The sequence below is a fragment of the Janthinobacterium agaricidamnosum genome (assembly GCF_003667705.1).
In the GTDB taxonomy this organism is placed as follows: domain Bacteria; phylum Pseudomonadota; class Gammaproteobacteria; order Burkholderiales; family Burkholderiaceae_D; genus Janthinobacterium.
Map to the genome: position 1 here is coordinate 532,919 of NZ_CP033019.1, position 23,224 is coordinate 556,142.

Sequence of the window (23,224 nt, forward strand, 5' to 3'; positions counted from 1 at the left end):
GCTCTGTGAAGCATAAAGTAAACAATATCCACTTTGTCGGCATTGGCGGCAGCGGCATGAGCGGCATCGCCGAAGTGCTGGTCAACCTCGGCTACAAGGTGTCGGGCTCCGACCTGGGCAGCAATGCGGCGACGCAGCGCCTGGCGAGCCTGGGCGCGACCGTCATGCTCGGCCACGCGGCCGAGAACATCGGCGACGCCGATGCGGTGGTGACGTCGGGCGCCGTCCCGCAAGACAATCCGGAAGTGGCGGCCGCGCGCGCGCGCAAGATCCCGCTGGTGCCGCGCGCCGTGATGCTCGGTGAATTGATGCGCCTGAAACGCGGCATCGCCATCGCCGGCACGCACGGCAAAACCACCACCACCAGCCTGGTCGCTTCCGTGCTGGCGCAGGGCGGTCTCGATCCCACCTTCGTCATCGGCGGCCGCCTGACCAGTGCCGGCGCGAACGCCAAGCTGGGCTCGGGCGACTACCTGGTGGCCGAAGCCGATGAATCGGACGCCTCGTTCCTGAACCTGACGCCGATGATCGAAGTGATCACGAATATCGACGCCGATCACATGGACACCTACGAGCACGATTTCGAAAAGCTCAAGCAGGCCTTCGTGCAGTTCACGCACCGCTTGCCGTTCTATGGCCGCGCCATGCTGTGCATCGACGATCCGCACGTGCGCGCCATCATCCCGTCCGTCACCAAGCCCGTCACCACCTACGGTTTCGCGGAAGACGCGCAAGTGCGCGCCATCAACGCGCGCGCCGTGGGCCTGGAAATGCATTTCACCGTGCTGCAGGAAGGTTATCCGGACCTCGACGTGGTGCTGAACCAGCCCGGCATGCACAATGTGCAGAATGCCTGCTCGGCGATCGCCATCGCGCGCGAAATCGGCATCGCCGACAGCGCCACGCAGCAGGGCCTGGCCGAGTTTTCCGGCGTGGGCCGGCGTTTTACGCGCTATGGCGACGTGGCGCTGCCGAACGGCGGCACTTTCGCGCTGGTCGACGATTTCGGCCACCATCCGGTGGAAACGGAAGTGACCCTGGCCGCCGCGCGCGCCGCCTATCCGGGGCGCCGCCTGGTGCTGGCTTTCCAGCCGCACCGCTACAGCCGCACGCGCGACCTGTTCGAGGATTTCGTCAAGGTGCTCGGTGCGCCCGACGTGCTGCTCTTGTCCGAAGTGTATGCGGCGGGCGAGGCGCCTATCGTCGCCGCCGACGGCCGCGCCCTGGCGCATGCGCTGCGCGCGCGCGGCAAGATCGAGCCGATTTTCGTCGAGTCCATGACGGACATGGCCGACACCATCATGAGCGTGGCGCGCGACGGCGACGTCGTGCTGACCATGGGCGCCGGTTCCATCAGCGGCATCCCGAATCAACTGACAACGTATCAATCTCACACTGTAAAGGCCTGACGTGAACCAAGCTTCAGCTATCGACGTTAAACAATTGGGCAAGGTCGGCGTCCTGTTCGGCGGCCGCTCGGCCGAGCGCGAAGTGTCGCTGATGTCCGGCGCGGGCGTGCTGGCCGCTTTGAAAAGCCATGGCGTGGATGCGCATGGCTTCGACACGGGCGAACGCAGCCTGGCCGAACTGGCCGCTGAGAAGTTTGACCGCGTCTTCATCGCGCTGCACGGCCGCTTCGGCGAAGACGGCAGCCTGCAGGGCGCGCTGGAACAGCTGGGCATCCCGTACACCGGCAGCGGCGTGATGGCTTGCTCGGTGGGCATGGACAAGGTCTATACCAAGATGATCTGGCTGATGCACGAGCTGCCGACGCCGAAGTACGCGGTGCTGGACGACAGCTCCGACCTGGCCAAGGTCGCCGCGGAACTGGGCTTGCCGCTGATCGTCAAGCCGCCGCATGAAGGCTCGAGCATCGGCATCACGACGGTCAACGAGGCCTCGGCCTTCCAGGCGGCCTACGACATCGCCGCCGGCCTCGATGATTCGGTGCTGGCCGAGGAATTCATCAAGGGCCGCGAATTCACCGTGGCGATCCTGGGCAAGGGCGCCGCGGCGCGCGCGCTGCCGCCGATCGAAATCGTCGCGCCGCAAGGCAATTACGATTACCAGAACAAGTACTTCACGGACGATACGCAGTATTTCTGCCCGCCGCAGCTGGACCCGGCGATCATCGCCGAGATGGAACGCATCGCCCTGGCGGCCTACCGCGCCCTCGGCTGCGAAGGCTGGGGACGGGTCGATGTGCTGATGCGCGCGGCCGATAGCAAGCTGTTTTTGCTGGAAGTGAATACCTCGCCAGGCATGACGGGCCACTCGCTCGTGCCGATGGCGGCGCGCGCGGAAGGCACCAGCTATGAAGACCTGTGCCTGGAAATCGTTTCCGGCGCAAGCCTGAAAATGCACAAGGGACAGCGCTGATATGTGGCATGACGCTAAAAGCCTCAATACGACTGCCAACGGCTTGCTGGCCGCGGTTCTGGTCGTGTGCGTGGCCGCCGGCGTCTGGTGGGTGTCGCAGCGTCCCATGTTCGACCTGCGCACGATCAAGGTGGAAAGCGCGGACGACAAGGGCCTGCGCCACGTGAATTACCTGACCCTGCGCAGCGGCACTTTGGGCCGTATCAAGGGCAATTTTTTCACGACCAACCTGGAAAGCGTGCGCGGCGTGTTTGAATCGGTGCCCTGGGTGCGCCGCGCCAGCGTGCGGCGCGAGTGGCCGAACCAGTTGATCGTGGCGCTGGAAGAACACGAGGCGCTGGGCACTTGGGGCGAAGATGGACGCCTGCTGTCGGTCAAGGGCGATGTGTTTACAGCCAATGTGGCCGAAGCCGAAGACGACCATGAGTTGCCTGCGTTTGCCGGCCCCGATGGCAGCGAGAAGGAAGTGCTGGCCACCTACGTGCAGCTGGCAAAGTGGTTTGCGCCGTTGAAGATGGTGCCGGAAACCCTGTCGCTGTCGAGCCGCTATGCGTGGACGGTGAAACTGAATAACGGCATGAGCGTGGCGCTGGGGCGCGAGCAGAATCATACAACCCTGAAAGCGCGGGTCGACCGGCTGGTGGGTATCTACCCGCAGCTGGCAAGCCGGCTGGAAAATATCGACACGATCGATATGCGCTACCAGAATGGCCTGGCGCTCAGTTCAGCCGGCCTCGTGATACCGGCCGAAGGCAAGGATGGCAGGCCGGCGCCGGCGATCAAGAAGAAAAATGGCAGTCCGATTAAAAAACCGGCTTAACCGAATACTCAATTAATCAATTAATAGCCCAAAAAACTAGGCGAAAGAAATGACAAAAGACGCGAAAAACCTGATCGTCGGCCTCGACATCGGCACCTCGAAAGTGGTGGCGGTGGTAGCCGAAGTGATGTCCGATGGGCGCCACGAAGTGATCGGGCTGGGCCAGCACGAATCGAAGGGCCTGAAAAAAGGCGTAGTGGTCAATATCGAGGCCACGGTGGAGTCCATCCAGCGCGCGCTGGAAGAGGCCGAGCTGATGGCCGACTGCAAGATCCGCAATGTGTACGCGGGCATTGCGGGCAGCCATATCCGCAGCTTCAATTCCAGCGGCATGGTGGCCATCAAGGACAAGGAAGTGACGGCGACCGACGTGGCGCGCGTCATCGAGACGGCAAAAGCGGTTAACATTCCGACCGATCAGCAATTGCTGCACACGGTGCCGCAAGAGTTCATCGTCGACAGCCAGGAAGATGTGCGCGAGCCTATCGGCATGAGCGGCATCCGCCTGGAGGTGAAGGTGCATATCGTCACCGGCGCCGTGTCGGCGGTGCAGAACATCGTCAAGTGCGTGCGCCGCTGCGGGCTGGAAGTGTCGGACCTGATCCTGCAGCCGATGGCGTCCGCCGATGCGGTGCTCACGCCCGACGAGAAGGAACTGGGCGTGGTGCTGATCGACATCGGCGGCGGCACGACCGATGTGGCGGTATTTTCCGATGGCGCGATCCGCCATACGGCAGTCATTCCCATCGCCGGTGACCAGATCACCAACGACATTGCCATGGCCTTGCGTACCCCGACCGCGGAAGCGGAAGAAATCAAGATCCGCTATGGCGTGGCCAAGCAGGTCCTGGCCGACCCCGGCGAATCGCTGGAAGTGCCGGGCCTGGGCGACCGCGGCCCGCGCAACCTGTCGCGCCAGGCGCTGGCGGCAGTGATCGAGCCGAGGGTCGAGGAGCTGTTCGCGATGGTGCACCAGGTGGTGCGCGAATCCGGCTACGAAGGCGTGCTGTCGTCGGGCATCGTGCTCACGGGCGGCACGTCCATCATGCCCGGCATGGTGGAAATGGCGGAAGACATCTTCCTGAAACCGGCGCGCCTGGGCACGCCCGAGTATCGGGGCCAGCTGGCCGACGTGGTGCGCAGTCCGCGCTATGCCACGGTATTGGGCCTGCTGCTGGAAGCGAAGAAGCAATACCTGCGCGGCCACATCGTGACGCGTCAGGACGGCTCGGTGAAGGCAGTCTGGCAACGCATGAAGGAATGGTTTTTAGGGAATTTTTAAGGGCATGATTTACGCCCGGCAGTACAGGTTTTTTGGCAGCATCGCAGGTACACACACATAACTTTATTTTATATTTAACCGCAGTTTTCAATCTCCAGTTCTCCTACCAATATGAGGCCTGGCGCTTGGAAACCGCATCTGATAGGAGCACATCATGGAGTTCGATATGGTCGATAACACAGCTTTAGGTACCGTCATCAAGGTCGTCGGCGTCGGCGGTGCGGGTGGCAATGCAGTCCAACACATGATCAACAAAGGCATGTCGGGCGTGGAGTTCATTGCCGCCAACACCGACGCACAGGCCCTGTCGACATCGAAGGCCCACAACATCATCCAGATCGGCGATACCGGTCTGGGCGCCGGCATGAAGCCTGCCGTCGGCCGCCAGCTGGCCGAAGAATCGCGCGCACGCATCGCCGATTCGCTGCGCGGCGCGCACATGGTCTTCATCGCCGCCGGCATGGGCGGCGGCACGGGCACGGGCGCCGCTCCTATCGTGGCCGAAGTGGCCAAGGAACTGGGCGCCCTGACGGTGGCCGTGGTCTCCAAGCCATTCTCGTACGAAGGCCAGAAGTGCATGGACATCGCCGACGAAGGCCTGGAGCAGCTGTCCCTGCACGTCGACTCGCTGATCATTATCCTCAATGAAAAACTGGAAGAGATCTACGAAGACGAAAGCATGCTGGAATGGATGCAGCACGCCGATGATGTGCTCAACAACGCGGTGGCCGGCATTGCCGAAATCATCAACGTGCCTGGCCATATCAACGTCGACTTCAACGACGTGAAAACCATCATGGGCGAGCAGGGCAAGGCCATGATGGGCACGGCGACGGCGTCCGGCGTCGACCGCGCGCGCATCGCCGCCGAACAGGCTGTCGCTTCGCCGCTGCTGGACGGCATTGATCTGTCTGGCGCGCGCGGCGTGCTGGTCAACGTCACGGCCAGCCGTGGCCTGAAAGGCAAGGAGATCAAGGAAGTCATGGCTGCCGTGCGCGCGTTTGCCGCGCCGGACGCGTCGATCGCGCAAGGTATCGCCTACGACGACGCCATGGGCGACGATATCCGCGTTACCGTGGTGGCCACGGGCCTGGGCCGCGCGAAGAAAAACATCCAGCTGGTACCGCAGCAAGTGCTGCGCACCGGCACCCACAACAGCCCGCTGACCCCATCGGCTGCCATGGGTAGCGCGCAAGCGGCGACGACGACGGTTGGCGTAGCCACGCCGGCAGCCGGTTTCGACGGCATGAAGGCACCGGCAGTATGGCGCCGCGAATCGGCTTCCGAGCAAGTGCGCGCGATGGAAAAGAATGGCATGGAAACCTACGACATTCCAGCGTTCCTGCGTAAGCAAGCAGATTAAGGTGATCTGATGTCAGTAACGATGACGGCGGCCTGAGGGCCGCCGTTTTTTTTGCCGTTTTTTGATTTTTGGCTTTGCCTTTCCGGCCGCTTTCTGCACAAATGCGGCAAGTCAGGCATACTATCGCGCAGTGTCGGCATCACGCCGGCAGCATCCTCAACCGACAGCACACAAGGAGTCAACATGACCATCAAGATCGGCGACACCCTGCCAGAAGGCACCCTGGCCGAATTCATCGAAAGCGAAACCGAAGGTTGCGCACTGGGTCCGAACACGTTCAACGTGCAAGACCTGGTCAAGGGCAAGAAGATCGCCATCTTCGGCCTGCCAGGCGCCTACACCCCGACCTGCTCCGCACAGCACGTGCCAGGCTACGTCAAGCACGCTGCCGACCTGAAAGCCAAGGGCGTCGATGAAATCTGGTGCATCTCCGTCAACGACGCGTTCGTGATGGGCGCCTGGGGCCGCGACCAGAAAGCCACCGGCGTCGTACGCATGATGGCTGACGGCAATGCCGCCTACAGCAAGGCCCTGGGCCTGGACGCCGATTTCTCCAAGCACGGCATGGGCACGCGCTCGCAGCGCTACTCGATGCTGGTCGACAATGGCGTCGTGACGCAATTGAACATCGAGCAGGGCGGCAAGTTTGAAGTGTCGAATGCCGAGACTTTGCTGAGCCAGCTGGCCTAAGCAGATCGCAGGTCGGCGTAGGTCGGCTTAGCGCAGCGTAAGCCGACGAGCGGAATTGGCATCACGTTTGCTCTGGCATTGTTGGATTACGCGCTGCGCGCTAATCCAACCTACGCAATAAAAAACGGCGCCATCGGCGCCGTTTTTACGTTTACTGTACCGATGGCTTGGTGGCTTCGAACATGTCCGCGTCGATGCTGAACGAATAGTCGTCCTGCAGCTGAGCCAGCTGGCCTAAGCAGATCGCAGGTTGACGTAGGCCAGGCGTAGGCCAGGCGCAGGTCGGCGTAGGTCGGCTTAGCGCAGCGTAAGCCGACGAGCGGAATTGGCATCACGTTTGCTCTGGCATTGTTGGATTACGCGCTGCGCGCTAATCCAACCTACGCAATAAAAAACGGCGCCATCGGCGCCGTTTTTACGTTTACTGTACCGATGGCTTGGTCGCTTCGAACATGGCCGCGTCGATGCTGAACGAATAGTCGTCCTGCAGCGCGAAATACCGGCGCGCTTCCTCGGGCGCGCCATCGAACAGGTTGCGGATGGCCGCCACGCGCTCGTCCGGCGTGCGCATGCGCGCCACCCACTCGTCGAACTGCATCGTCAGTTTCCACACGCTGCGCAAGCTGTGCGTAAAGCCCGCGTTGTCGAACTTGGCGCCCCATTCGCACGTGCGGTAGTCGCGCACGTGCGAGGCGTCGCGCAGCATTTCCACCGCCTGCAAGGTGCTGTCGTACAGGGCCGTCTTGGGCGCCACGATATCGACCACCAATAACGTGCCGTTCGGGCGCAGCACGCGCCACGCTTCGGCCAGGGCTCCGGCCACGTCGTTCCAGTGGTGCGCGGAAAAGCGCGTGACCACCATGTCGAAGCTGGCATCGGCAAACGGCAGACGCGCGACGTCGCCCTGTTGCGTGCGGATATTGTGCAAGCCGCGCTGCGCCTTGGCGTGGTCCACCACGTCGAGCATGGGCTGCGCCAGGTCGTAGGCGACGACGGATGCCGCCACGGGGGCGACGGCAAAGCTGGCGTGGCCGGCGCCGCAGCCCAGGTCCAGCACGGCCGGCCGGCCGTGGCGGCGTGCGCATTCCTGCATCAGCACCAGGTCGGCGCCTTGCGCATGGATCGCGCTGCTCAGGTAGGCATTGGCCGTCTTGCCAAACTGTTCGGTAACGACATCGTGCTGCTGCATGGTTTTCTCCTGTTGATGGGTGAGTTCCTGCAGAATAGGGATAAAATTATCCTGTAACAAGACCATAACTTATACTGGTATATCCACTACCATGCACCGCCATCATGTCGAACAAGCTCGCTGAATTCATCCGCGCCCGGCGCGAAGCCGTCACCCCCGCCATGGCTGGCTTGCCCGGTGGAGGACGCCGGCGCACGCCCGGCTTGCGGCGCGAGGAACTGGCGCAGCTGTGCGACGTCAGTCCCACCTGGCTGACGTGGCTGGAGCAGGGGCGGCCCGTGTCGGCGTCGGCCAAGATGCTTTCTCGCCTGGCGCAGGTACTGCAGCTGAGCGCGGCCGAGCGCGCCTATCTGTTCGAGGTGGCCGACAAGCATGACCCTAGCCATGGCACAGGCGAGGGCGGCGGGCCTGCCAGCACCGAGCTGGCCGCCATCGTCGCCGCCATCGACGCGCCCGCCTACATCCTCGACCGCGAATGGAGTGCCGTGGCGTGGAACGGAGCGGCGTCCGCCTTGTTCACGGGCTGGCTGCATGGCGACGGGGACGCGCCGAACCAGCTGCGCTTCATGTTCCTGGAGCCTGGCGCGCGCGACCTGATCGTCGGCTGGCCCGAGCGGGCGCGGCGGCTGGTGGCGGAGTTTCGTGCCGATATCGGACGCCAGGCGGACCAGGCGCCGCTGGCTGGCCTGATCGCGGAGCTGGCCGATGCCAGCCCTGAATTTCGCCTGTGGTGGGGCGCGCAGCAGGTGCAGGGCCGCGATGGCGGCTTGCGCCGCTTCCAGCATGCGCAACAGGGGGCGCTCAGCTTCAACCAGGTCACCTTGCACCTGGCGCGCCAGCATGAGCTGAAACTGGTGATGCTGTTGCCTGTGTCATAAGGCAAAACGGCCCCGCTTGCTATAATCGGGCGGACCGCCTGGCCCTGCCTTTCCAGACCATGCTGTCCTGGCTCCGGCCGTCGCCATGATGACGGTCCCGTTCTTTTGCCAGGAGTCTGTCCTGTTACCCCGCAATCCCAACCTGCGCAGCATCTATGTGATGCTGATCGCCGTCGCCATGTTTTCCCTGATGGACACGGCCATGAAGCTGTTGTCCGCCCACTATCCGCCCATGCAGGTGACGGCCTTGCGCGCCCTGTCGTCATTGCCGCTCGTTTGCCTGTACCTGCTGTACCGGGGCGCGTTCAAGAATGTGCTGCAGGTGCGCTGGCCGCTGCACTTGCTGCGCGGCGCGCTGGGCGTGCTGATGATTACCCTGTTCGCGTATGGCTTGAAGCGCATGTCGCTGGCCGAGACGTATGCGCTGTTTTTTGTTGCGCCCTTGCTGATCACGGTACTGTCGGTTTTTATCTTGAAGGAAAAAGTCGACGTCGCGCGCTGGTGCGCCATCGCCGTGGGTCTGCTGGGCGTGCTGGTGGCGCTGCGTCCCGACGGTTCGGGCTTCTTTTCGCTGGCCGGGCTGGCCGTGCTGGGCTCGGCTGCCTGTTACGCCATTTCCGCCGTCACGGGCCGCATCCTGAGCCGCACGGATGCCAGCGAAAGCATGGTCTTCTGGCTGATGGTGATGATGGCCGGCGGCGGCGTGGCCTTGTCGGCGCACGAATGGGTGAGCATCCGCCGCGAAGACTGGTGGCTGCTGGCCGGCTTGTCGCTGAGCGGCTTCCTGGGCCAGCTGGCCATCACGGAAGCTTTTCGTTTTGGCAAGGCATCGAGCGTGGCGCCATTCGAATACTCGGCCCTGGCCTGGGGCATGGCCCTGGACTGGATGCTGTGGCGCGCCTTGCCCGACGAATACACGCTGATCGGCGCGGCCATCATCATCGGCAGCGGCATTTATCTCGTGCGGCGCGAAGCCGTGCATGCGGAAAGCGAACATCCGTGAGGAACGGTTGTGGTATTTCTGGCGTGAGCCATGCCGCACCGCAACGAAAATCCGGCAAATAGATATAATCGACAGATGTTAAAACAACGCACCATCAAACAACAGGTCCGCACCATCGGTGTCGGTTTGCACTCCGGCACCAAGGTCGAGCTGATTCTGCGTCCCGCCGCGATCGACACGGGCATCGTGTTTCGCCGCATCGACCTCGATCCCATCGTCGAGTTTCCCGCCAGCGCCATGGCCGTGGGCGATACGCGCATGGCGTCCGTACTGATCAAGGACGGCGCCAGGGTTTCCACGGTGGAACACCTGATGTCGGCCGCAGCGGGCCTGGGCATCGACAATATGGTGATCGACGTGAATGCGGAAGAAATTCCCATCATGGACGGTTCCGCCTCGTCCTTCGTCTACCTGCTGCAGCAAGCCGGCGTGGAAGAGCAGCAGGCGCCGAAGAAATTCATCAAGGTCATCAAGCCCGTGGAAGTGCGTCAAGGCAAGGGCGACGCGGAAAAATGGGCCCGCCTGTCGCCGTACGACGGCTTCAAGCTCGATTTCTTCATCGAATTCAACCATCCTGCCGTCGATGGCACGATGCAGCGCGCTTCCGTCGATTTCGGCGACGTGTCCTACGTGCACGATGTGGCGCGCGCGCGTACCTTCGGTTTCATGCAGGACGTGGAAAGCTTGCGCGGCATGGGCCTGGCCCGTGGCGGTTCGCTGGAAAACGCCATCGTGATGGACGAGTACCGCATCCTCAACGCCGATGGCCTGCGCTATGAAGACGAGTTCGTGCGTCATAAAATCCTCGACGCCATCGGCGACCTGTACCTCGTGGGCCACCCGTTGCTCGCGTATTACACGGCGCACAAGTCCGGCCACGCGCTGAACAACCAGCTGCTGCTGGCGCTGCTGGAACAGCCGGAATCGTATGAAATCGTCTCGTTCGATACCAACGAGGCGGCGCCGCAGTCGTATTTGCGGCAGATGGAGCGCGAGTGGTCGTTGACGTAGGTCGGATTAGGCCGCAGGCCGTAATCCGACAATCCCGCAGGCGCCAACAATGTTGTTGGATTACGGCCCGAAGGGCCTAATCCGACCTACGTGCTGCCGCCTGGCGTTGCTAATCTTTAGGTTCGCGGTGGTGGCGCACCATATTGCGCAGCGCCGCGATCAACTGCTCGTTCTGCTTCGATGGCGGCAATGCCGTGCTCAGCTCTTCCAGGGCCGACATGGCTTTTTCCGGCAAGACCAGTGCCCGCGTATGCACGATGGGCGCAATGCTCTTGATGACTTGCACTTTCAGCTTGATGCCTGAAATCTGCCAGCCCTTTCTTTCCAGTTCCCCTTGCAGTTTCGGCAATTGCTGCTTGAGCTTGGCCGCCAGCGCCGCGTTCGGCGTGGCCAGCACCAGCTGCCCGCCTTCGAATTGCAGGATGTCGCAATGCTCGAACATCGCCGGCAAGGCCTTGGCGCAATCTTTCTGCAGGGCGGCCAGGCGCGTGACGGTGGGCATCAGGGAAGCCATCGTCGCGTTGCCGCGCAGAAAATCGGTTGCCCCCGTCGCGGCCGGGCCGGAACGGGCGAAGCCATAGCCGCGACGCGGCGCCGGAGAATAAGTGGGAGTTCGCATGGCCGAAACATAGCACACTCGCCCGCGCATGACGAGTGCGGCGGCGAGTGCGGCGCAGGCGGGCAGGTCGTATTGCCTTACAGTATGGGAAATGTCCGCAATTTCTGCCATTTGTTTGTCATTAAGCTATTGTTATATGGTGCATTACCCCAACCTTGGCGGGAACGCATGATAAAATCATCGTCTTTTGCCATAGTCGAACTCCGTGCGGTGACGCGATTACTACCTCGTTGTTCCCTACCGAGCTTTTTTTAACGGCGTTTTTTCAAGAATTCAAGCATGTCATTACTGACCCAGATTTTCGGTAGCCGCAACCAGCGGCTGCTCAAGCAATACCAAAAAACGGTACGCGAGATCAATGCGCTCGAGCCGGCCATCGAAAAGCTGTCGGATGCCGAGCTGCAAGCGAAAACGCCTGCCTTCAAGGAACGCATCGCCGCTGGCGAATCGCTCGATGCCTTGTTGCCGGAAGCGTTTGCCGTTTGCCGCGAGGCCAGCAAGCGCGTCCTGCGCATGCGCCATTTCGATGTGCAGATGATCGGCGGCATGGTCTTGCATTTCGGTAAGATCGCGGAGATGGGCACGGGCGAGGGCAAGACCCTGATGGCAACCTTGCCAGCCTACCTGAACGCCTTGTCGGGCAAGGGCGTGCATATCGTCACCGTCAATGACTACCTGGCGCAGCGCGATGCCGAGACCATGGGCCGCCTGTATGCATGGCTGGGCCTGTCGACGGGCGTGAACATGTCGCAGATGGAGCACAGCGCCAAGCAGCAGGCGTACAACTCCGACATCACGTACGGCACGAACAATGAATTCGGTTTCGACTTCTTGCGCGACAATATGGTCTACGAAGCGCGCGAGCGCGTGCAGCGCAGCCTGAACTTCGGCATCGTCGATGAAGTCGACTCGATCCTGATCGATGAAGCGCGTACGCCGCTGATCATTTCGGGCCAGGCCGAGAACCACACGGACCTGTATCACAAGATCAATGAACTGCCTGCGCGCCTGACCCTGCAGATCGGCGAAGAAACGCCGGACGGCAAGGGCAAGGTTGAAGTGCCGGGCGACTACACCAAGGATGAAAAAGCGCACCAGGTGCTGCTGACGGAAGCCGGCCACGAAAAGGCCGAAGGCATCCTGATGGAGATGGGCCTGCTGCCGGAAGGCGCGTCGCTGTACGATTCGGCCAACATCACCCTCGTGCACCACCTGTATGCGGCCCTGCGCGCGCATGCGCTGTACTTCAAGGATCAGCACTATGTGGTGCAGAACAATGAAGTGGTGATCGTCGATGAATTCACGGGCCGTCTGATGACGGGCCGCCGCTGGTCCGACGGCTTGCACCAGGCCGTCGAAGCGAAGGAAGGCGTCAAGATCCAGAACGAGAACCAGACCCTGGCCTCGATCACCTTCCAGAACTACTTCCGCATGTACGCCAAGCTGGCCGGCATGACCGGTACCGCCGATACCGAAGCGTACGAATTCCAGGAAATCTACGGCCTGGAAACGGTCGTGATTCCGCAAAACCGTCCGCTGCAGCGCAAGGACCGCCAGGATCAGGTCTACAAATCGTCGGCGGAAAAATACAACGCGATGTTGAACGACATCCGCGACTGCTACGAGCGCGGCCAGCCCGTGCTGGTGGGTACGACCTCGATCGAGAACTCGGAACTGCTGTCGGGCATCCTGACCAAGGCCGGCTTGCCGCACAACGTGCTGAACGCGAAGCAGCATGCGCGCGAAGCGGAAATCATCGCCCAGGCAGGCCGTCCGAAAGCCATCACCATCGCCACCAACATGGCAGGCCGCGGTACGGACATCGTGTTGGGCGGTAACGTCGAAAACCAGATCAAGTTCATCGAAGCCAATGCTGAGCTGAGCGACGCCGACAAGGCAGCCCAGTCGCAGACCTTGCGCGATGAGTGGCAGTCGCTGCACGACCACGTGGTCAATGCGGGCGGCTTGCACATCATCGGCACCGAACGCCACGAATCGCGCCGCGTCGACAATCAGTTGCGTGGCCGTGCCGGCCGCCAGGGCGATCCGGGTTCCTCGCGCTTCTACCTGTCGCTCGACGACGCGCTGCTGCGCATCTTCGCCGGCGACCGCGTGCGCGCCGTGATGGACCGTTTGAAAATGCCGGAAGGCGAACCGATCGAGGCAGGCATCGTCTCGCGTTCGATCGAGTCGGCCCAGCGCAAGGTCGAAGCGCGCAACTTCGACATCCGCAAGCAATTGCTGGAATACGATGACGTCGCCAACGACCAGCGCAAGGTCATCTACCAGCAGCGTAACGAGCTGCTGGAAACGACCGATATTTCCGAGATGATCGGCTCGCTGCGCCATGGCGTGTTCACGGACCTGGTGCACGAATACGTGCCGCGCGAATCGGTGGAAGAGCAGTGGGATATCAAGGGCCTGGAAAACACCCTGGCCAGCGAATGGCAGCTCGACCTGCCGCTGCAGCAAATGCTGGAAGCCGATTCGACCTTGACGGACGAAGAGATCCTGGAAAAAGTGCTGGCCGCGGCCGATGCCGTGTACCAGTCGAAGATCGATATTGTCGGCAAGGAATCGTTTGGCGGCTTCGAGCGCAATGTCATGCTGCAAAGCGTGGACAGCCACTGGCGCGAACACCTGGCGGCGCTCGATCACCTGCGCCAGGGTATTCACCTGCGCGGTTATGCGCAGAAGAACCCGAAACAGGAATACAAGCGCGAAGCGTTTGAACTGTTTGGCCAGATGCTCGACATGATCAAGAACGACGTCACGAAACACGTGATGACGGTGCGTATCCAGTCGCGCGAAGAAGTCGATGCGGCCGAACAGGCGATGCAGCAGTCGCACGTGGAAAACGTGCACTACCAGCACGCCGAATTCGACCCGAACGCGGCGCCGGAAGAACTGCTGGCGCCGACGGCTGGCGACAGCAACGACCAGTATGTCGACGACATGAGCGTGAGCATGGGCGTCAAGGTCGGCCGCAACGATCCATGCCCTTGCGGCAGCGGCAAGAAGTACAAGGCTTGCCACGGCAAGCTGGCTTAAGCGCGGTTTGTCAGTGTGAACAAAAAACGGAGACTGCGGTCTCCGTTTTTTTATGCTTGCTTTTCTGTCGCAGTCAATGCCAGCTCAAGGAAATTCCCAATACCGCGGCACGGGTAATGGCCTGCCCCGCAACCCGCCACGATCTTTTGCCCGCAGACCCGCCTTGATCATGGTGGCAACATCGGTCAGTACGACACGATTGCTGACAAGATAGTCGTGGCCGATAAAGTTCATTGTCACGTTCGAGGCATCGATAAAATCAAGGCCGGGAATGTTGACGATGGGGCCGCGGATGTCGCCAATTTTGTCCCAACCGGAATACCTGTAGGACAAACGCATAGCCATGTCATTCTTCGATGCATACAGCGTGACTGGCAAGCCCAGACTGGCAAGGCGAGGTGCGATCTGCTCGCGGAATACATCGGCGTTGATGTCCGGCGCCGCCAGCACCACTTGCTTGAAACGCGGCAGCAGTTCCGGGCGTTTTTCCAGCAAGTTGGCCAGGGCCATCGTCGTCGGGCGGTTACCCATGCTGTGCGCAATGATGTAAATATCGGTGGCATCGGAGCGGTCGGCGAAATCAGCGAGGAAGTTTTGCAGATGTGCCTGCGTCCATTGAGCAGAGTTGTCATCAAAACGATAGCCGGTAAATTCTCCCTTCGATGGCCAGCTGTAAAACACGGGCATGGCGTTGACATTAAGATCGACAGCCATCTGCGCAGTGCGCAAGGCGGCATCGTCAAACGCATTGTAGTATCCATGGATATAAATGAAGGCGGCCCGCCTCTCCGGGGGGAGAGAGGCTGCCAGCCGCGTTTTGACTGTGGCAAAAAACCTGGCGGCCGACCAGCGCTCCAGGTCCATGATGAGCATGTATTTTCGGGCGTCGCCGCCTTGACCTAAAATCCACCACGGCGTTTTTGTTACGGTGCCGATTTTCCTATCCTCGGGAACACTGACCAATACGCTGCCGTAACTTAAATGAGGCGCTTTGCGGTTTGGTTGCCAGCTATAGTTTTTCTTGTCAGCTTGAAATTGCCGGTCGGTGGCGTAATAAACCCTGACCAGCGTGCTGCCCGCTTGCGCCGCTACCTCTGCCGGCAGTCCGCCCGATACCGGCGGCGGGGCCGGAGCAGACCGTGGCGGCGGGGGAGGCGGAGGCGGAGGCGGCAGCGAAGCCGTTGCAGGCGCTTCCGGGGCGGGCTCGATCGTGCTGATCGATGCTGGTGGCGTCAGGGATGCGCATGCGCTCAGCACACTGCACAATAGGGCCAGGGACAAAGGCCCGGCTGTCACACGATATGATTTGATCAGGCAAACGCATTTCTGTTGATTCAGCATGGCATTCTCTCTTCTGTTGGTGCCGCATTGGAAGGTCGCACGCGAAGTACCGTGCACTCTCACCTTAGGCACGCATGTCTCTGCCATCATGACAAATCGCAAGCTTGCGAGCCGGGGCAGGAGCGAATGTTCGTCGAGTATAAGGGCGCCCGCATGGTCAATGCCGCCGCGAAGGCGCTACAATAGCGCTTCCCTTTTCCCTCGCAGAAGAACTCATATGGCCGTCAATTCTCCCAAGCCCGTCGCCGCCGACTTGAAAGCCGTCGCCGGCATTGAAATCGGTGTTGCCGAAGCCGGCATCAAGAAACCCAACCGCAAGGATTTGCTGGTATTGAAACTGGCGCCGACGGCCACCGTGGCCGGCGTGTTTACCCTGAACCGCTTCTGCGCCGCGCCCGTGCAAATCTCGAAGGCCAACCTGGCGGCAGTGACGGCCGGCGCCGCGCCGATCCGCGCGCTGCTGGTCAACACGGGCAACGCGAATGCGGGCACGGGCGAATCGGGACTGGCCGACGCGCAGGCCAGCTGCGCCGCGCTGGCCGAACTGCTGGGCTGCACGCCGCAGCAAATCCTGCCGTTTTCCACCGGCGTGATCCTCGAGCCGCTGCCCGTGCAGCGTCTGGTCGCCGGCTTGCCGCAAGCTGTGGCCGCGCTGACTTCGGATAACTGGTTCTCGGCCGCCGAAGCCATCATGACCACCGACACGCAGCCGAAAGCCGGTTCGCGCACGGTCACCATCGGTGGCCACACGGTGACCCTGACGGGCATCAGCAAGGGCGCCGGCATGATCAAGCCGAACATGGCCACCATGCTGGGCTTCCTCGCGTTCGACGCCACCGTGGCCCAGCCCGTGCTGGACCAGCTGGTGAAACAGGCGGCCGACAAGTCGTTCAACTGCATCACCATCGACGGCGATACGTCCACGAATGACTCGTTCATGCTGGTCGCCACGGGCGCCGGCAGCCTGGTCATCGATTCCATCGATTCGCCGCACTATGCAGAACTGGCGGCCGCCGTCACCGAACTGTCGACTTTCCTGGCGCAAGCCATCGTGCGCGACGGCGAAGGCGCCACCAAATTCATGACGGTGACCGTGGAAGACGGCCGCAACGTGGAAGAATGCCGCAAGATCGCCTATTCCATCGCCCATTCGCCGCTGGTGAAAACCGCGTTCTTTGCCTCCGACCCGAACCTGGGCCGCATCCTGGCCGCCATCGGCTACGCGGGCGTGGACGACCTGGACGTGGGTCAATTGAACCTGTACCTGGACGACGTGTGGGTGGCCAAGAACGGCGGCCGCAACCCCGATTACCAGGAGCAGGATGGCCAGCGCGTGATGCAGCAAAGCGAAATCACCATCCGCGTCAAGCTGGCGCGCGGCGATGCCACGGCCACCCTGTGGACATGCGATCTGTCGCATGACTACGTGTCGATCAACGCCGACTACCGCTCATGACCGCCCTCGATCAATTCCTGATCCGCGCCGAGCGGGTACTGGCGCGCCTGGAGTCGATCTTGCCGCCGGCCTTGCCGGCGACCGACTGGAACAGCTTTGCCTTCCGCTGGCGCCGGCGCCAGGGCGCCGCCAGCCATCTGCAGGCGGTGGCGCACGTGTCGTCCATCGCCCTGGATGACTTGCATAACATCGGCACGCAAAAAGCGCAGATCGAGCAGAATACGCGCCAGTTCGTTGCCAGTCGCCCCGCCAACAACGTGCTGCTGACGGGCGCGCGCGGTACGGGCAAGTCGTCGCTGATCAAGGCATGCCTGAACCAGTTCGCCGGCCAGGGCCTGCGTCTGATCGAAGTGGACAAGGCGGACCTGGCCGACTTGCCCGACATCGTCGACCTGGTGGCGGCGCGTCCCGAGCGCTTCATCATCTTTTGCGACGACCTGTCGTTCGAAGAGGGCGAAAGCGGCTACAAGGCGCTGAAAGTGGCGCTCGACGGCAGCATCGCCGCGCAATCGGACAATGTGCTGATCTACGCCACCTCGAACCGCCGTCACCTGATGCCCGAGCGCATGTCGGACAACAGCAGCTACAAGACGGACGACGATGGCGATTTGCACCCGGGCGAGACGGTGGAAGAGAAAATCTCGCTGTCCGAGCGCTTCGGCCTGTGGCTGTCGTTCTACCCGTTCAAGCAGGACGATTATCTCGACATCGCGGCGCACTGGCTCGCCTCGTTCGGCTGCACGCCGGAACAGATCGCGCAAGCGCGCGGCGATGCCCTGCGCTGGGCCTTGCAGCGCGGCTCGCGTTCGGGCCGTGTCGCCTGGCAATTTGCGCGCGATTATGCTGGGAAACTACCTGCGGGAAAGCTGCCGCAATGAGCGAGATGAAAGTGAAACCGGTCGATGTGGCCGTTGGCATCCTGATGAAACCGAATGGCGACGTGCTGCTGGGCCAGCGCCCGGCCGGCAAGCCGTATGATGGCTATTGGGAATTTCCTGGCGGTAAAGTCGAACCGGGCGAAGCCATTTTGGACGCCTTGAAGCGCGAGTTTGTCGAGGAGCTGGGTTTATACATCGACAGCGCCGAAGCCTGGTGCGGCGTCGAATATGTGTATCCGCACGCCCATGTGCGCCTGCATTTCTATATCAGCCGCGACTGGCGCGGCGAGCCGCAAAGCCTGGAAGGGCAGGCGTTCGCCTGGCAGGGCACGGTCGGCGTGGAACCCTTGCTGCCGGCCACCATTCCCCTGCTGGAATGGCTCGACGCGGTACGCCGGGAATCCCTGATACCTGCCTGATCTCCACTTGTGCCGGCGGGCAGCACCATGCTGCGTGCTGGCGCAAGCTTTGCTGTGACTTTCCTTGTATCGTGCGCGCTTTGCGCTACAGTGCTTTCATCAAGCACCGGGGGAGTCTCGCATGCCGCTGACACTGACCTTTACCGATACCGATGAATTGCTGATTGCCGCCTTGCACAAGCGTGCCCGCGCGCATGGGCGCAGCATCGAAGACGAGCACCGCGACATCCTGCGCAGCGCCTTGCGGCCCTTGCCGAAGCGCCCGCTCGACGATATTTTGCGCGGCATGCCCGACGTGGGCCTGGACGCGGATTTCGAGCGCCGCCCCTGATGCGCCATGCCTATGCCCGCCTATCTGGTCGATACGGATGTGATCGTTGCTGCGCGCAAGGGCAGTGCTGCGCCGGCGGGCGTGGCCGATTTTTTCGAGCGGGTAGCGCCGGAGTTGCGTTATGTGCCGGTGCAGGTGATCGCGCAATTGCGCGCAGGCATACAGTGCAGCTGGCGGCGCGAAGCGGCGCTGGAAGCACTGGCGCTGGAGGGCTGGCTGGAAGCCGTGCTGGCGGAATATGCGCCGCGGCTGCTGGAATTCGACCTCGATTGCGCGCTCGTGTGCGCGCGTCTGCATGGCCGTAGTCACGCGCATGGCGTCGATGGGCAGATCGCGGCGATGGGCATTGCCTATGGCTTGACGGTGGTCAGCGGCAGGCTCGACAGTTTCGCGGCGCAGGGGCTGCGCCTGGAAAATCCATTCAAATGAAGCTTACTGGGGCTTGTTGTCTTCGTCCGCCAGGGGATCTTCGAACGGATCGGCGGCAGGGATCGTGTATTTCTCTTCGGCCCAGGCACCCAGGTCGATCTGCTTGCAGCGTTCCGAGCAGAAGGGGCGGTATTTATTGGCTTCAGTCCATTCGACTTTGGCGGCACAGGTAGGGCAGTTAACGACGGTCATGATGGGGCAAATAAGTAACAGTTAAAAATTACAGAGCGTGAGCTCGAATGGTACATCTTCTTCCAACGGCTTGGGTTTCAAGTCGCCGCCCTGGGTAGTGAAGCGTACCCACAGCATGTATTTGTTGGCGGAAATTTCCGGGATGGCGCCGCTGTTTTCATCGAGGCTCAGGCGCAGCATCTGATACACCTTGCCTTGCAGCATTTGCTGGTAGCTGCCGCCATTGGCGATCAGCTTGACGGGACCGCCGGAATCGCGCAGCAGGCGCAAGACCAGGGCCAGCGCGTCGAACAGGGGCGCCAGCGGGGCGAACCACGCGTGGATATCGGTCAGGCGCTGCTCGCAGCTGCGTTTTTGCCAGGCAAAGTACGAGGGCAAGTCGAATTCGCAGGCGCCACCCGGGATGATGGTGCGGCCGCGGATGCTCATCAGCCATTCATTGTCGCGGATATTCTGGCCCGTCTTGCCTTGCGCCGCCACGAGGGCGCCGCTGACACTGTCGAGTTCGCCGAGGATGGCGTCCAGGGTTTCCGGCTCCACGTTCGGATTGCTGCGGTAGCCCAGCAGGCTCTGGCGCTGGCGCTCGAGTTCCTGCAGCAGGTCGGACTTCAGGTCGGCGCGGCCGGCCACTTCAAGCATATCGAAAATAGTTGCCAAAGCAACATGATGCTGCATTGCATGCTCTTGCTGGATGAAGAACTTGAATTTGTCGTACAGGTCTTCCAGCCGCAACAAGGTACGTATGCGTTCGTTGAAAGGGTATTCGTAGACAATCAAAATAATTCCCTTAAGTAAGGACCTGCAAACAATCCCGTGATTTTGAACCAAGCGTCGACAAATTACAAACGTTGCGGCCCGATTCCAGCCATTCTTTTTGAAAATGCCAGATATAAATCGTGCAACTGGGCAATCTGCGGCGCCAGGGCCGCCAAATCGCCATTATTGTCGATCACATCGTCCGCCGCCGCCAGGCGCATGGCACGCGTGGCCTGCGTGGCCATGATGGCTTTGACTTGTTCTTCCGATAAGCCATTGCGCGCCATCACGCGCGACACTTGCAGGCTTTCCAGGCAATCGATGACCAGTACGCGGTTGACCCGCTCCACCCAGCCGCCGGACTCGACCAGCAGGGGCACGGCAAAGATCACGTAGCTGCCCGTTGCTGCGGCGGCCGCTTCCAGGGTGGCCTGGCGGATGCGTGGGTGCAGGATGGCTTCCAGTTTCGCCTTGGCGGCGGCGTCGGAAAACACGAGGTTGCGCATTTTTGTACGGTCGAGGGCGCCGCGCGCATCGGCGTAGCCGGGGCCAAATTCCGCCACCAGAGCTGGCATGGCCGCGCCATTGGGCGCCGTCAGGCTGTGTGCGATCTGGTCGGTGTCGACGATGGAGGCGCCGCGCGCGGCGAACAGGTCGGCCACCGTGCTCTTGCCGCAACCGATGCCGCCGGTGAGTCCGACGCTGAAATAGGGGGCGTTTTGTAATTGCATGTGTGTATCCATAAGGGGCCGGTCAGCCGGTCAGGCCCAGCGTGAGCCGCGACAGGGGCGTGCCGTACAGCAGCGCGATCAGGCCTGCCGCCGCCAGGTAGGGGCCGAAGGGAATCGGTTTGTCGCGTCCCCGCTTGGCAAACACGATCAGGCCGATGCCGACCACGGCGCCGACCACCGACGACAACAATATGATCGTCGGCAACATGGTCCAGCCCAGCCACGCACCGAGCGCCGCCAGCAATTTGAAGTCACCATAGCCCATTCCCTCCTTGCCTGTCGCCAGCTTGAAGGCCCAGTACACGGCCCACAGGGCCAGATAACCGGCGGCCGCGCCGATGACGGCGTCCTGCAGCGGCACGAAAGTTCCGTTGATGTTGACCAGCAAGCCGGCCCACAGCAGGGGGAAGGTCAGGTCGTCGGGCAGCATTTGCGTGTCGGCGTCGATGAAGGTCATGGCGATCAGCAGCCAGGCAAACACGAGCGTGGCCAGGCCCGTCCAGCCGCTGCCGAAATGCCAGATCAACAGGGCCGACAGCGCGCCCGTCAGCAGCTCCACCAGCGGATAGCGCACGGAGATGGGCGCCTTGCAGGCGCTGCATTTGCCGCGCAGCAGCAGGTAGCTGATGACGGGGATGTTTTCCTTGGCCGTGATGCGGTGGCCGCAAGCGGTGCAGTTTGAGTGCGGCAGCATCAGGTTGTAGCGGTCCGTGTGCGGCAAGGGCAAGCCGCTTTCTTCCGCCACGTAATTAGCGGAGTCGCGCTCCATCATTTTCGGCACGCGGTGGATCACCACGTTGAGGAAGCTGCCGACGATCAGGCCGAACAGGGCGGCGACGAGGGCGACGGGCAAATTGCCGGGCGCGGCGAACAGCAGGGTATCTTGCAGCATGGTGGAGTTGTCTGAGGTGATGATGTTGCCGGGCAAACATTGCTTGGCACTGCCGCAGTGTAAAACATCTGCCGGCGCATGGGGATGTTTTGCGCAGGGTTCTGGTCGAGGGATGACGTCGGGCCAGCATGGCGGCGGTAGTTTTCGCGTGGATCGAATTCTTCCAGTCGCTCACCGATGTGTGGGTTTGTCACCCGGCTTGCGGAGGCTGTCCCGCAAACCGGACGCTGGAAACTCCTGCGCTGCCTTTAGATGGTCAATATTCGGTTGGCGGCAACAATGAGGTCACCTTTCTGGCTTACGGTGCACCTTGTCGCGCCGGTTGACCGCGCGCGCCAACAGCGAGCGAGTCAGGAGCTTATGAAACGGCATGATGATAAACAAATAAACTCGTCCCAAGAGATTGTTTATTTTAACCAAGGTTGAAATCGTCACTTCCGATCCTTTCAGACTCGGTTGAATGCTTATCCAGATCCGAAAATCCAGATGCTTGTCGTCACCACCGACGACGACTTCAGTGCCCGTACTTGAAATAATCGGAAACATGCCAATCTTGCCCAGCCCGCGATCGCTAAAGCTAATACTTTTCTTTAGTCCCAACGGTGCGACGATTCCGTTGCGCAGAATAATGAGCCAGGTGAGCATGCGATGCGGTTCAGCGAACACGGCGCGCCCCGCTTGTTCGGCGTCCACGTAGGTTCGATCCCCCTGACCGGAATAGCCGTCGGAGAAATCAATGCGCGTCAATCCTGACGCCGACATGGCTGCTGCCGGTGCGGCAATGAGGAAGACTTTGTTTGCTTCGTTTGTCATGAATAAAACGCTCTCTGTAAAGTGAGTGACGGTCGGACTGCGGTTGTTTTGATTGGCGCGCATTCCAAGTTTGCAAACGTGCACTGGCGAACGGAGTGCTTGCATAGTGGTCACATGGGCCGGAATGCTCCATCTGATATTGCGCCAAATAGACCACGGACGAGTACCGCATTTTTTGAGTCCGCAGTTGTGAATAAGTCCGTCAAATATCTGTTCTCTGAAGCACGTCTTTTTCTGATTGGACGGGCTTCAGTGCTGGCCTGCCAGGACAGTTCTTGCCGACTGCGCGTCGGCTTTCAGTGCGAAGTAGGTCCACATTCCTCCAAGCAGATCTGCGACGCCGAAAAAAACGATCATTGGGCTGGCAAGGCCTATGGCAGCGAAGGTCGTGAAGGCCGCGAACACGAAGAGGCGCGTGTATACCGACGCTACCAGAAACGGCTTGTTTTCGTGCTTGGCTGCGACCCACGCATAGACGCCAATCATGGATACGACAACGCCAAGCAAATGAATCCAGACCTCGGAGGTTGGCGGCATTTGTAAGATCGACAGCAAGAAGTTCGGCGCGACGACTAACACGGGCCCAACGACGAACAAGTAGATGGCGAATACTTTGGCGCTATACGCAGACTTGGACATGTTTTTCCTTTTCGAGAGCGTTGCCGATAGGCTTGGTGGTTTCACGGCGGGTGATTGAACTG

Annotated in this window: 24 protein-coding genes; 15 read left to right on the forward strand and 9 right to left on the reverse strand. The window is 61.4% G+C overall.

Annotated features, from left to right (window positions below):
• Positions 1 to 5 precede the first annotated feature (5 nt).
• The 6 genes from murC to D9M09_RS02550 all read left to right on the forward strand — a co-directional run bounded on the left by murC (position 6) and on the right by D9M09_RS02550 (position 6,534).
• Positions 6 to 1,409 (forward strand): UDP-N-acetylmuramate--L-alanine ligase, encoded by a 1,404-nt coding sequence (gene murC / locus D9M09_RS02525; RefSeq protein WP_070222485.1) that lies wholly within the window; start codon positions 6 to 8, stop codon positions 1,407 to 1,409.
• Position 1,410: 1 nt separating this feature from the next.
• The gene (locus tag D9M09_RS02530; RefSeq protein WP_070222483.1) at positions 1,411 to 2,379 is read left to right on the forward strand and encodes a D-alanine--D-alanine ligase; all 969 of its coding nucleotides are present in this window, start codon (positions 1,411 to 1,413) and stop codon (positions 2,377 to 2,379) included.
• 1 nt (position 2,380) lies between these two features.
• Positions 2,381 to 3,199 (forward strand): cell division protein FtsQ/DivIB, encoded by an 819-nt coding sequence (locus D9M09_RS02535; RefSeq protein WP_070312913.1) that lies wholly within the window; start codon positions 2,381 to 2,383, stop codon positions 3,197 to 3,199.
• A gap of 49 nt (positions 3,200 to 3,248) precedes the next feature.
• On the forward strand, positions 3,249 to 4,481 hold the full coding sequence (gene ftsA / locus D9M09_RS02540; protein WP_010394955.1) for a cell division protein FtsA: 1,233 nt from the start codon (positions 3,249 to 3,251) through the stop codon (positions 4,479 to 4,481).
• Between the two features lie 154 nt (positions 4,482 to 4,635).
• Positions 4,636 to 5,844, forward strand: a complete 1,209-nt coding sequence (gene ftsZ, locus D9M09_RS02545) for a cell division protein FtsZ (protein ID WP_034784974.1) — start codon at positions 4,636 to 4,638, stop codon at positions 5,842 to 5,844.
• Positions 5,845 to 6,027: 183 nt separating this feature from the next.
• Positions 6,028 to 6,534 carry a peroxiredoxin gene (locus D9M09_RS02550; RefSeq protein WP_121668503.1) on the forward strand — a complete coding sequence of 169 codons (507 nt, stop codon included), beginning with the start codon at positions 6,028 to 6,030 and terminating at the stop codon, positions 6,532 to 6,534.
• 421 nt (positions 6,535 to 6,955) lie between these two features.
• On the opposite strand, the gene D9M09_RS02555 is transcribed toward D9M09_RS02550, so the two are convergent.
• Positions 6,956 to 7,723: a class I SAM-dependent methyltransferase gene (locus tag D9M09_RS02555; RefSeq protein WP_121668504.1), complete on the reverse strand. Its 768-nt coding sequence runs from the start codon at positions 7,721 to 7,723 to the stop codon at positions 6,956 to 6,958.
• Between the two features lie 104 nt (positions 7,724 to 7,827).
• Between D9M09_RS02555 and D9M09_RS02560 the strand changes: the two genes are divergently transcribed.
• The 3 genes from D9M09_RS02560 (at position 7,828) to lpxC (ending at position 10,615) form a co-directional block, all read left to right on the forward strand.
• Positions 7,828 to 8,601 carry a helix-turn-helix transcriptional regulator gene (locus D9M09_RS02560; RefSeq protein ID WP_121668505.1) on the forward strand — a complete coding sequence of 258 codons (774 nt, stop codon included), beginning with the start codon at positions 7,828 to 7,830 and terminating at the stop codon, positions 8,599 to 8,601.
• 160 nt (positions 8,602 to 8,761) lie between these two features.
• Positions 8,762 to 9,604 carry a DMT family transporter gene (locus D9M09_RS02565; protein ID WP_121670941.1) on the forward strand — a complete coding sequence of 281 codons (843 nt, stop codon included), beginning with the start codon at positions 8,762 to 8,764 and terminating at the stop codon, positions 9,602 to 9,604.
• 75 nt (positions 9,605 to 9,679) lie between these two features.
• Entirely contained in the window at positions 9,680 to 10,615 is a 936-nt protein-coding gene (gene lpxC, locus D9M09_RS02570) for a UDP-3-O-acyl-N-acetylglucosamine deacetylase (protein ID WP_070222474.1), read from the forward strand.
• Positions 10,616 to 10,724: 109 nt separating this feature from the next.
• On the opposite strand, the gene D9M09_RS02575 is transcribed toward lpxC, so the two are convergent.
• The gene (locus tag D9M09_RS02575; protein WP_070222473.1) at positions 10,725 to 11,234 is read right to left on the reverse strand and encodes a DciA family protein; all 510 of its coding nucleotides are present in this window, start codon (positions 11,232 to 11,234) and stop codon (positions 10,725 to 10,727) included.
• A 279-nt stretch (positions 11,235 to 11,513) separates the two neighbouring features.
• Here D9M09_RS02575 and secA point away from each other — a divergent pair, with 279 nt between their 5' ends.
• Entirely contained in the window at positions 11,514 to 14,285 is a 2,772-nt protein-coding gene (gene secA / locus D9M09_RS02580) for a preprotein translocase subunit SecA (protein WP_121668506.1), read from the forward strand.
• Between the two features lie 84 nt (positions 14,286 to 14,369).
• Here the strand turns inward: secA and D9M09_RS28725 are convergent, their stop codons facing one another.
• A complete protein-coding gene (locus D9M09_RS28725) occupies positions 14,370 to 15,626 on the reverse strand; it encodes an alpha/beta hydrolase (RefSeq protein WP_139143047.1) in 1,257 nt (418 codons plus the stop codon).
• Positions 15,627 to 15,843: 217 nt separating this feature from the next.
• Between D9M09_RS28725 and argJ the strand changes: the two genes are divergently transcribed.
• The 5 genes from argJ to D9M09_RS02610 all read left to right on the forward strand — a co-directional run bounded on the left by argJ (position 15,844) and on the right by D9M09_RS02610 (position 19,139).
• Positions 15,844 to 17,082 carry a bifunctional glutamate N-acetyltransferase/amino-acid acetyltransferase ArgJ gene (gene argJ, locus D9M09_RS02590; protein WP_070290173.1) on the forward strand — a complete coding sequence of 413 codons (1,239 nt, stop codon included), beginning with the start codon at positions 15,844 to 15,846 and terminating at the stop codon, positions 17,080 to 17,082.
• Complete coding sequence (locus D9M09_RS02595; protein ID WP_121668507.1) at positions 17,079 to 17,960, forward strand: ATP-binding protein; 882 nt, start codon at positions 17,079 to 17,081, stop codon at positions 17,958 to 17,960. Before argJ ends, D9M09_RS02595 begins: the two co-directional genes overlap by 4 nt.
• Positions 17,957 to 18,379, forward strand: a complete 423-nt coding sequence (locus tag D9M09_RS02600; RefSeq protein WP_121668508.1) for an NUDIX domain-containing protein — start codon at positions 17,957 to 17,959, stop codon at positions 18,377 to 18,379. Before D9M09_RS02595 ends, D9M09_RS02600 begins: the two co-directional genes overlap by 4 nt.
• 121 nt (positions 18,380 to 18,500) lie before the next feature.
• A complete protein-coding gene (locus tag D9M09_RS02605; RefSeq protein WP_070219361.1) occupies positions 18,501 to 18,710 on the forward strand; it encodes a FitA-like ribbon-helix-helix domain-containing protein in 210 nt (69 codons plus the stop codon).
• A 6-nt stretch (positions 18,711 to 18,716) separates the two neighbouring features.
• Entirely contained in the window at positions 18,717 to 19,139 is a 423-nt protein-coding gene (locus tag D9M09_RS02610; RefSeq protein ID WP_139143048.1) for a type II toxin-antitoxin system VapC family toxin, read from the forward strand.
• Positions 19,140 to 19,142: 3 nt separating this feature from the next.
• Here D9M09_RS02610 and yacG read toward each other — a convergent pair whose 3' ends face one another.
• The 6 genes from yacG to D9M09_RS02640 all read right to left on the reverse strand — a co-directional run bounded on the left by yacG (position 19,143) and on the right by D9M09_RS02640 (position 23,162).
• A complete protein-coding gene (yacG, locus tag D9M09_RS02615) occupies positions 19,143 to 19,334 on the reverse strand; it encodes a DNA gyrase inhibitor YacG (RefSeq protein ID WP_034785391.1) in 192 nt (63 codons plus the stop codon).
• 18 nt (positions 19,335 to 19,352) lie between these two features.
• The gene (gene zapD, locus D9M09_RS02620) at positions 19,353 to 20,108 is read right to left on the reverse strand and encodes a cell division protein ZapD (RefSeq protein WP_070219363.1); all 756 of its coding nucleotides are present in this window, start codon (positions 20,106 to 20,108) and stop codon (positions 19,353 to 19,355) included.
• 62 nt (positions 20,109 to 20,170) lie between these two features.
• Complete coding sequence (gene coaE / locus D9M09_RS02625; protein ID WP_121668509.1) at positions 20,171 to 20,818, reverse strand: dephospho-CoA kinase; 648 nt, start codon at positions 20,816 to 20,818, stop codon at positions 20,171 to 20,173.
• A 22-nt stretch (positions 20,819 to 20,840) separates the two neighbouring features.
• Positions 20,841 to 21,710 (reverse strand): prepilin peptidase, encoded by an 870-nt coding sequence (locus tag D9M09_RS02630; RefSeq protein ID WP_162995548.1) that lies wholly within the window; start codon positions 21,708 to 21,710, stop codon positions 20,841 to 20,843.
• Positions 21,711 to 21,995: 285 nt separating this feature from the next.
• On the reverse strand, positions 21,996 to 22,586 hold the full coding sequence (locus D9M09_RS02635; protein ID WP_070290185.1) for a DUF2867 domain-containing protein: 591 nt from the start codon (positions 22,584 to 22,586) through the stop codon (positions 21,996 to 21,998).
• Between the two features lie 186 nt (positions 22,587 to 22,772).
• Positions 22,773 to 23,162: a hypothetical protein gene (locus D9M09_RS02640; protein WP_121668510.1), complete on the reverse strand. Its 390-nt coding sequence runs from the start codon at positions 23,160 to 23,162 to the stop codon at positions 22,773 to 22,775.
• Positions 23,163 to 23,224 lie beyond the last annotated feature (62 nt).

What these genes read in the sequence shown, in the direction of transcription:
- D9M09_RS02605 (WP_070219361.1), top strand. Translation starts at nt 18,501, where the DNA reads ATGCCGCTGACACTGACCTTTACCGATACCGATGAATTGCTGATTGCC.
- ftsZ (WP_034784974.1), top strand. Translation starts at nt 4,636, where the DNA reads ATGGAGTTCGATATGGTCGATAACACAGCTTTAGGTACCGTCATCAAG.
- D9M09_RS02565 (WP_121670941.1), top strand. Translation starts at nt 8,762, where the DNA reads ATGCTGATCGCCGTCGCCATGTTTTCCCTGATGGACACGGCCATGAAG.
- secA (WP_121668506.1), top strand. Translation starts at nt 11,514, where the DNA reads ATGTCATTACTGACCCAGATTTTCGGTAGCCGCAACCAGCGGCTGCTC.
- lpxC (WP_070222474.1), top strand. Translation starts at nt 9,680, where the DNA reads ATGTTAAAACAACGCACCATCAAACAACAGGTCCGCACCATCGGTGTC.
- argJ (WP_070290173.1), top strand. Translation starts at nt 15,844, where the DNA reads ATGGCCGTCAATTCTCCCAAGCCCGTCGCCGCCGACTTGAAAGCCGTC.
- D9M09_RS02575 (WP_070222473.1), bottom strand. Translation starts at nt 11,234, where the DNA reads ATGCGAACTCCCACTTATTCTCCGGCGCCGCGTCGCGGCTATGGCTTC.
- D9M09_RS02595 (WP_121668507.1), top strand. Translation starts at nt 17,079, where the DNA reads ATGACCGCCCTCGATCAATTCCTGATCCGCGCCGAGCGGGTACTGGCG.
- D9M09_RS02600 (WP_121668508.1), top strand. Translation starts at nt 17,957, where the DNA reads ATGAGCGAGATGAAAGTGAAACCGGTCGATGTGGCCGTTGGCATCCTG.
- D9M09_RS02535 (WP_070312913.1), top strand. Translation starts at nt 2,381, where the DNA reads ATGTGGCATGACGCTAAAAGCCTCAATACGACTGCCAACGGCTTGCTG.
- D9M09_RS02610 (WP_139143048.1), top strand. Translation starts at nt 18,717, where the DNA reads ATGCCTATGCCCGCCTATCTGGTCGATACGGATGTGATCGTTGCTGCG.
- D9M09_RS02560 (WP_121668505.1), top strand. Translation starts at nt 7,828, where the DNA reads ATGTCGAACAAGCTCGCTGAATTCATCCGCGCCCGGCGCGAAGCCGTC.
- D9M09_RS02555 (WP_121668504.1), bottom strand. Translation starts at nt 7,723, where the DNA reads ATGCAGCAGCACGATGTCGTTACCGAACAGTTTGGCAAGACGGCCAAT.
- coaE (WP_121668509.1), bottom strand. Translation starts at nt 20,818, where the DNA reads ATGCAATTACAAAACGCCCCCTATTTCAGCGTCGGACTCACCGGCGGC.
- D9M09_RS02550 (WP_121668503.1), top strand. Translation starts at nt 6,028, where the DNA reads ATGACCATCAAGATCGGCGACACCCTGCCAGAAGGCACCCTGGCCGAA.
- D9M09_RS02635 (WP_070290185.1), bottom strand. Translation starts at nt 22,586, where the DNA reads ATGCGCGCCAATCAAAACAACCGCAGTCCGACCGTCACTCACTTTACA.
- D9M09_RS02640 (WP_121668510.1), bottom strand. Translation starts at nt 23,162, where the DNA reads ATGTCCAAGTCTGCGTATAGCGCCAAAGTATTCGCCATCTACTTGTTC.
- D9M09_RS28725 (WP_139143047.1), bottom strand. Translation starts at nt 15,626, where the DNA reads ATGCTGAATCAACAGAAATGCGTTTGCCTGATCAAATCATATCGTGTG.
- ftsA (WP_010394955.1), top strand. Translation starts at nt 3,249, where the DNA reads ATGACAAAAGACGCGAAAAACCTGATCGTCGGCCTCGACATCGGCACC.
- D9M09_RS02630 (WP_162995548.1), bottom strand. Translation starts at nt 21,710, where the DNA reads ATGCTGCAAGATACCCTGCTGTTCGCCGCGCCCGGCAATTTGCCCGTC.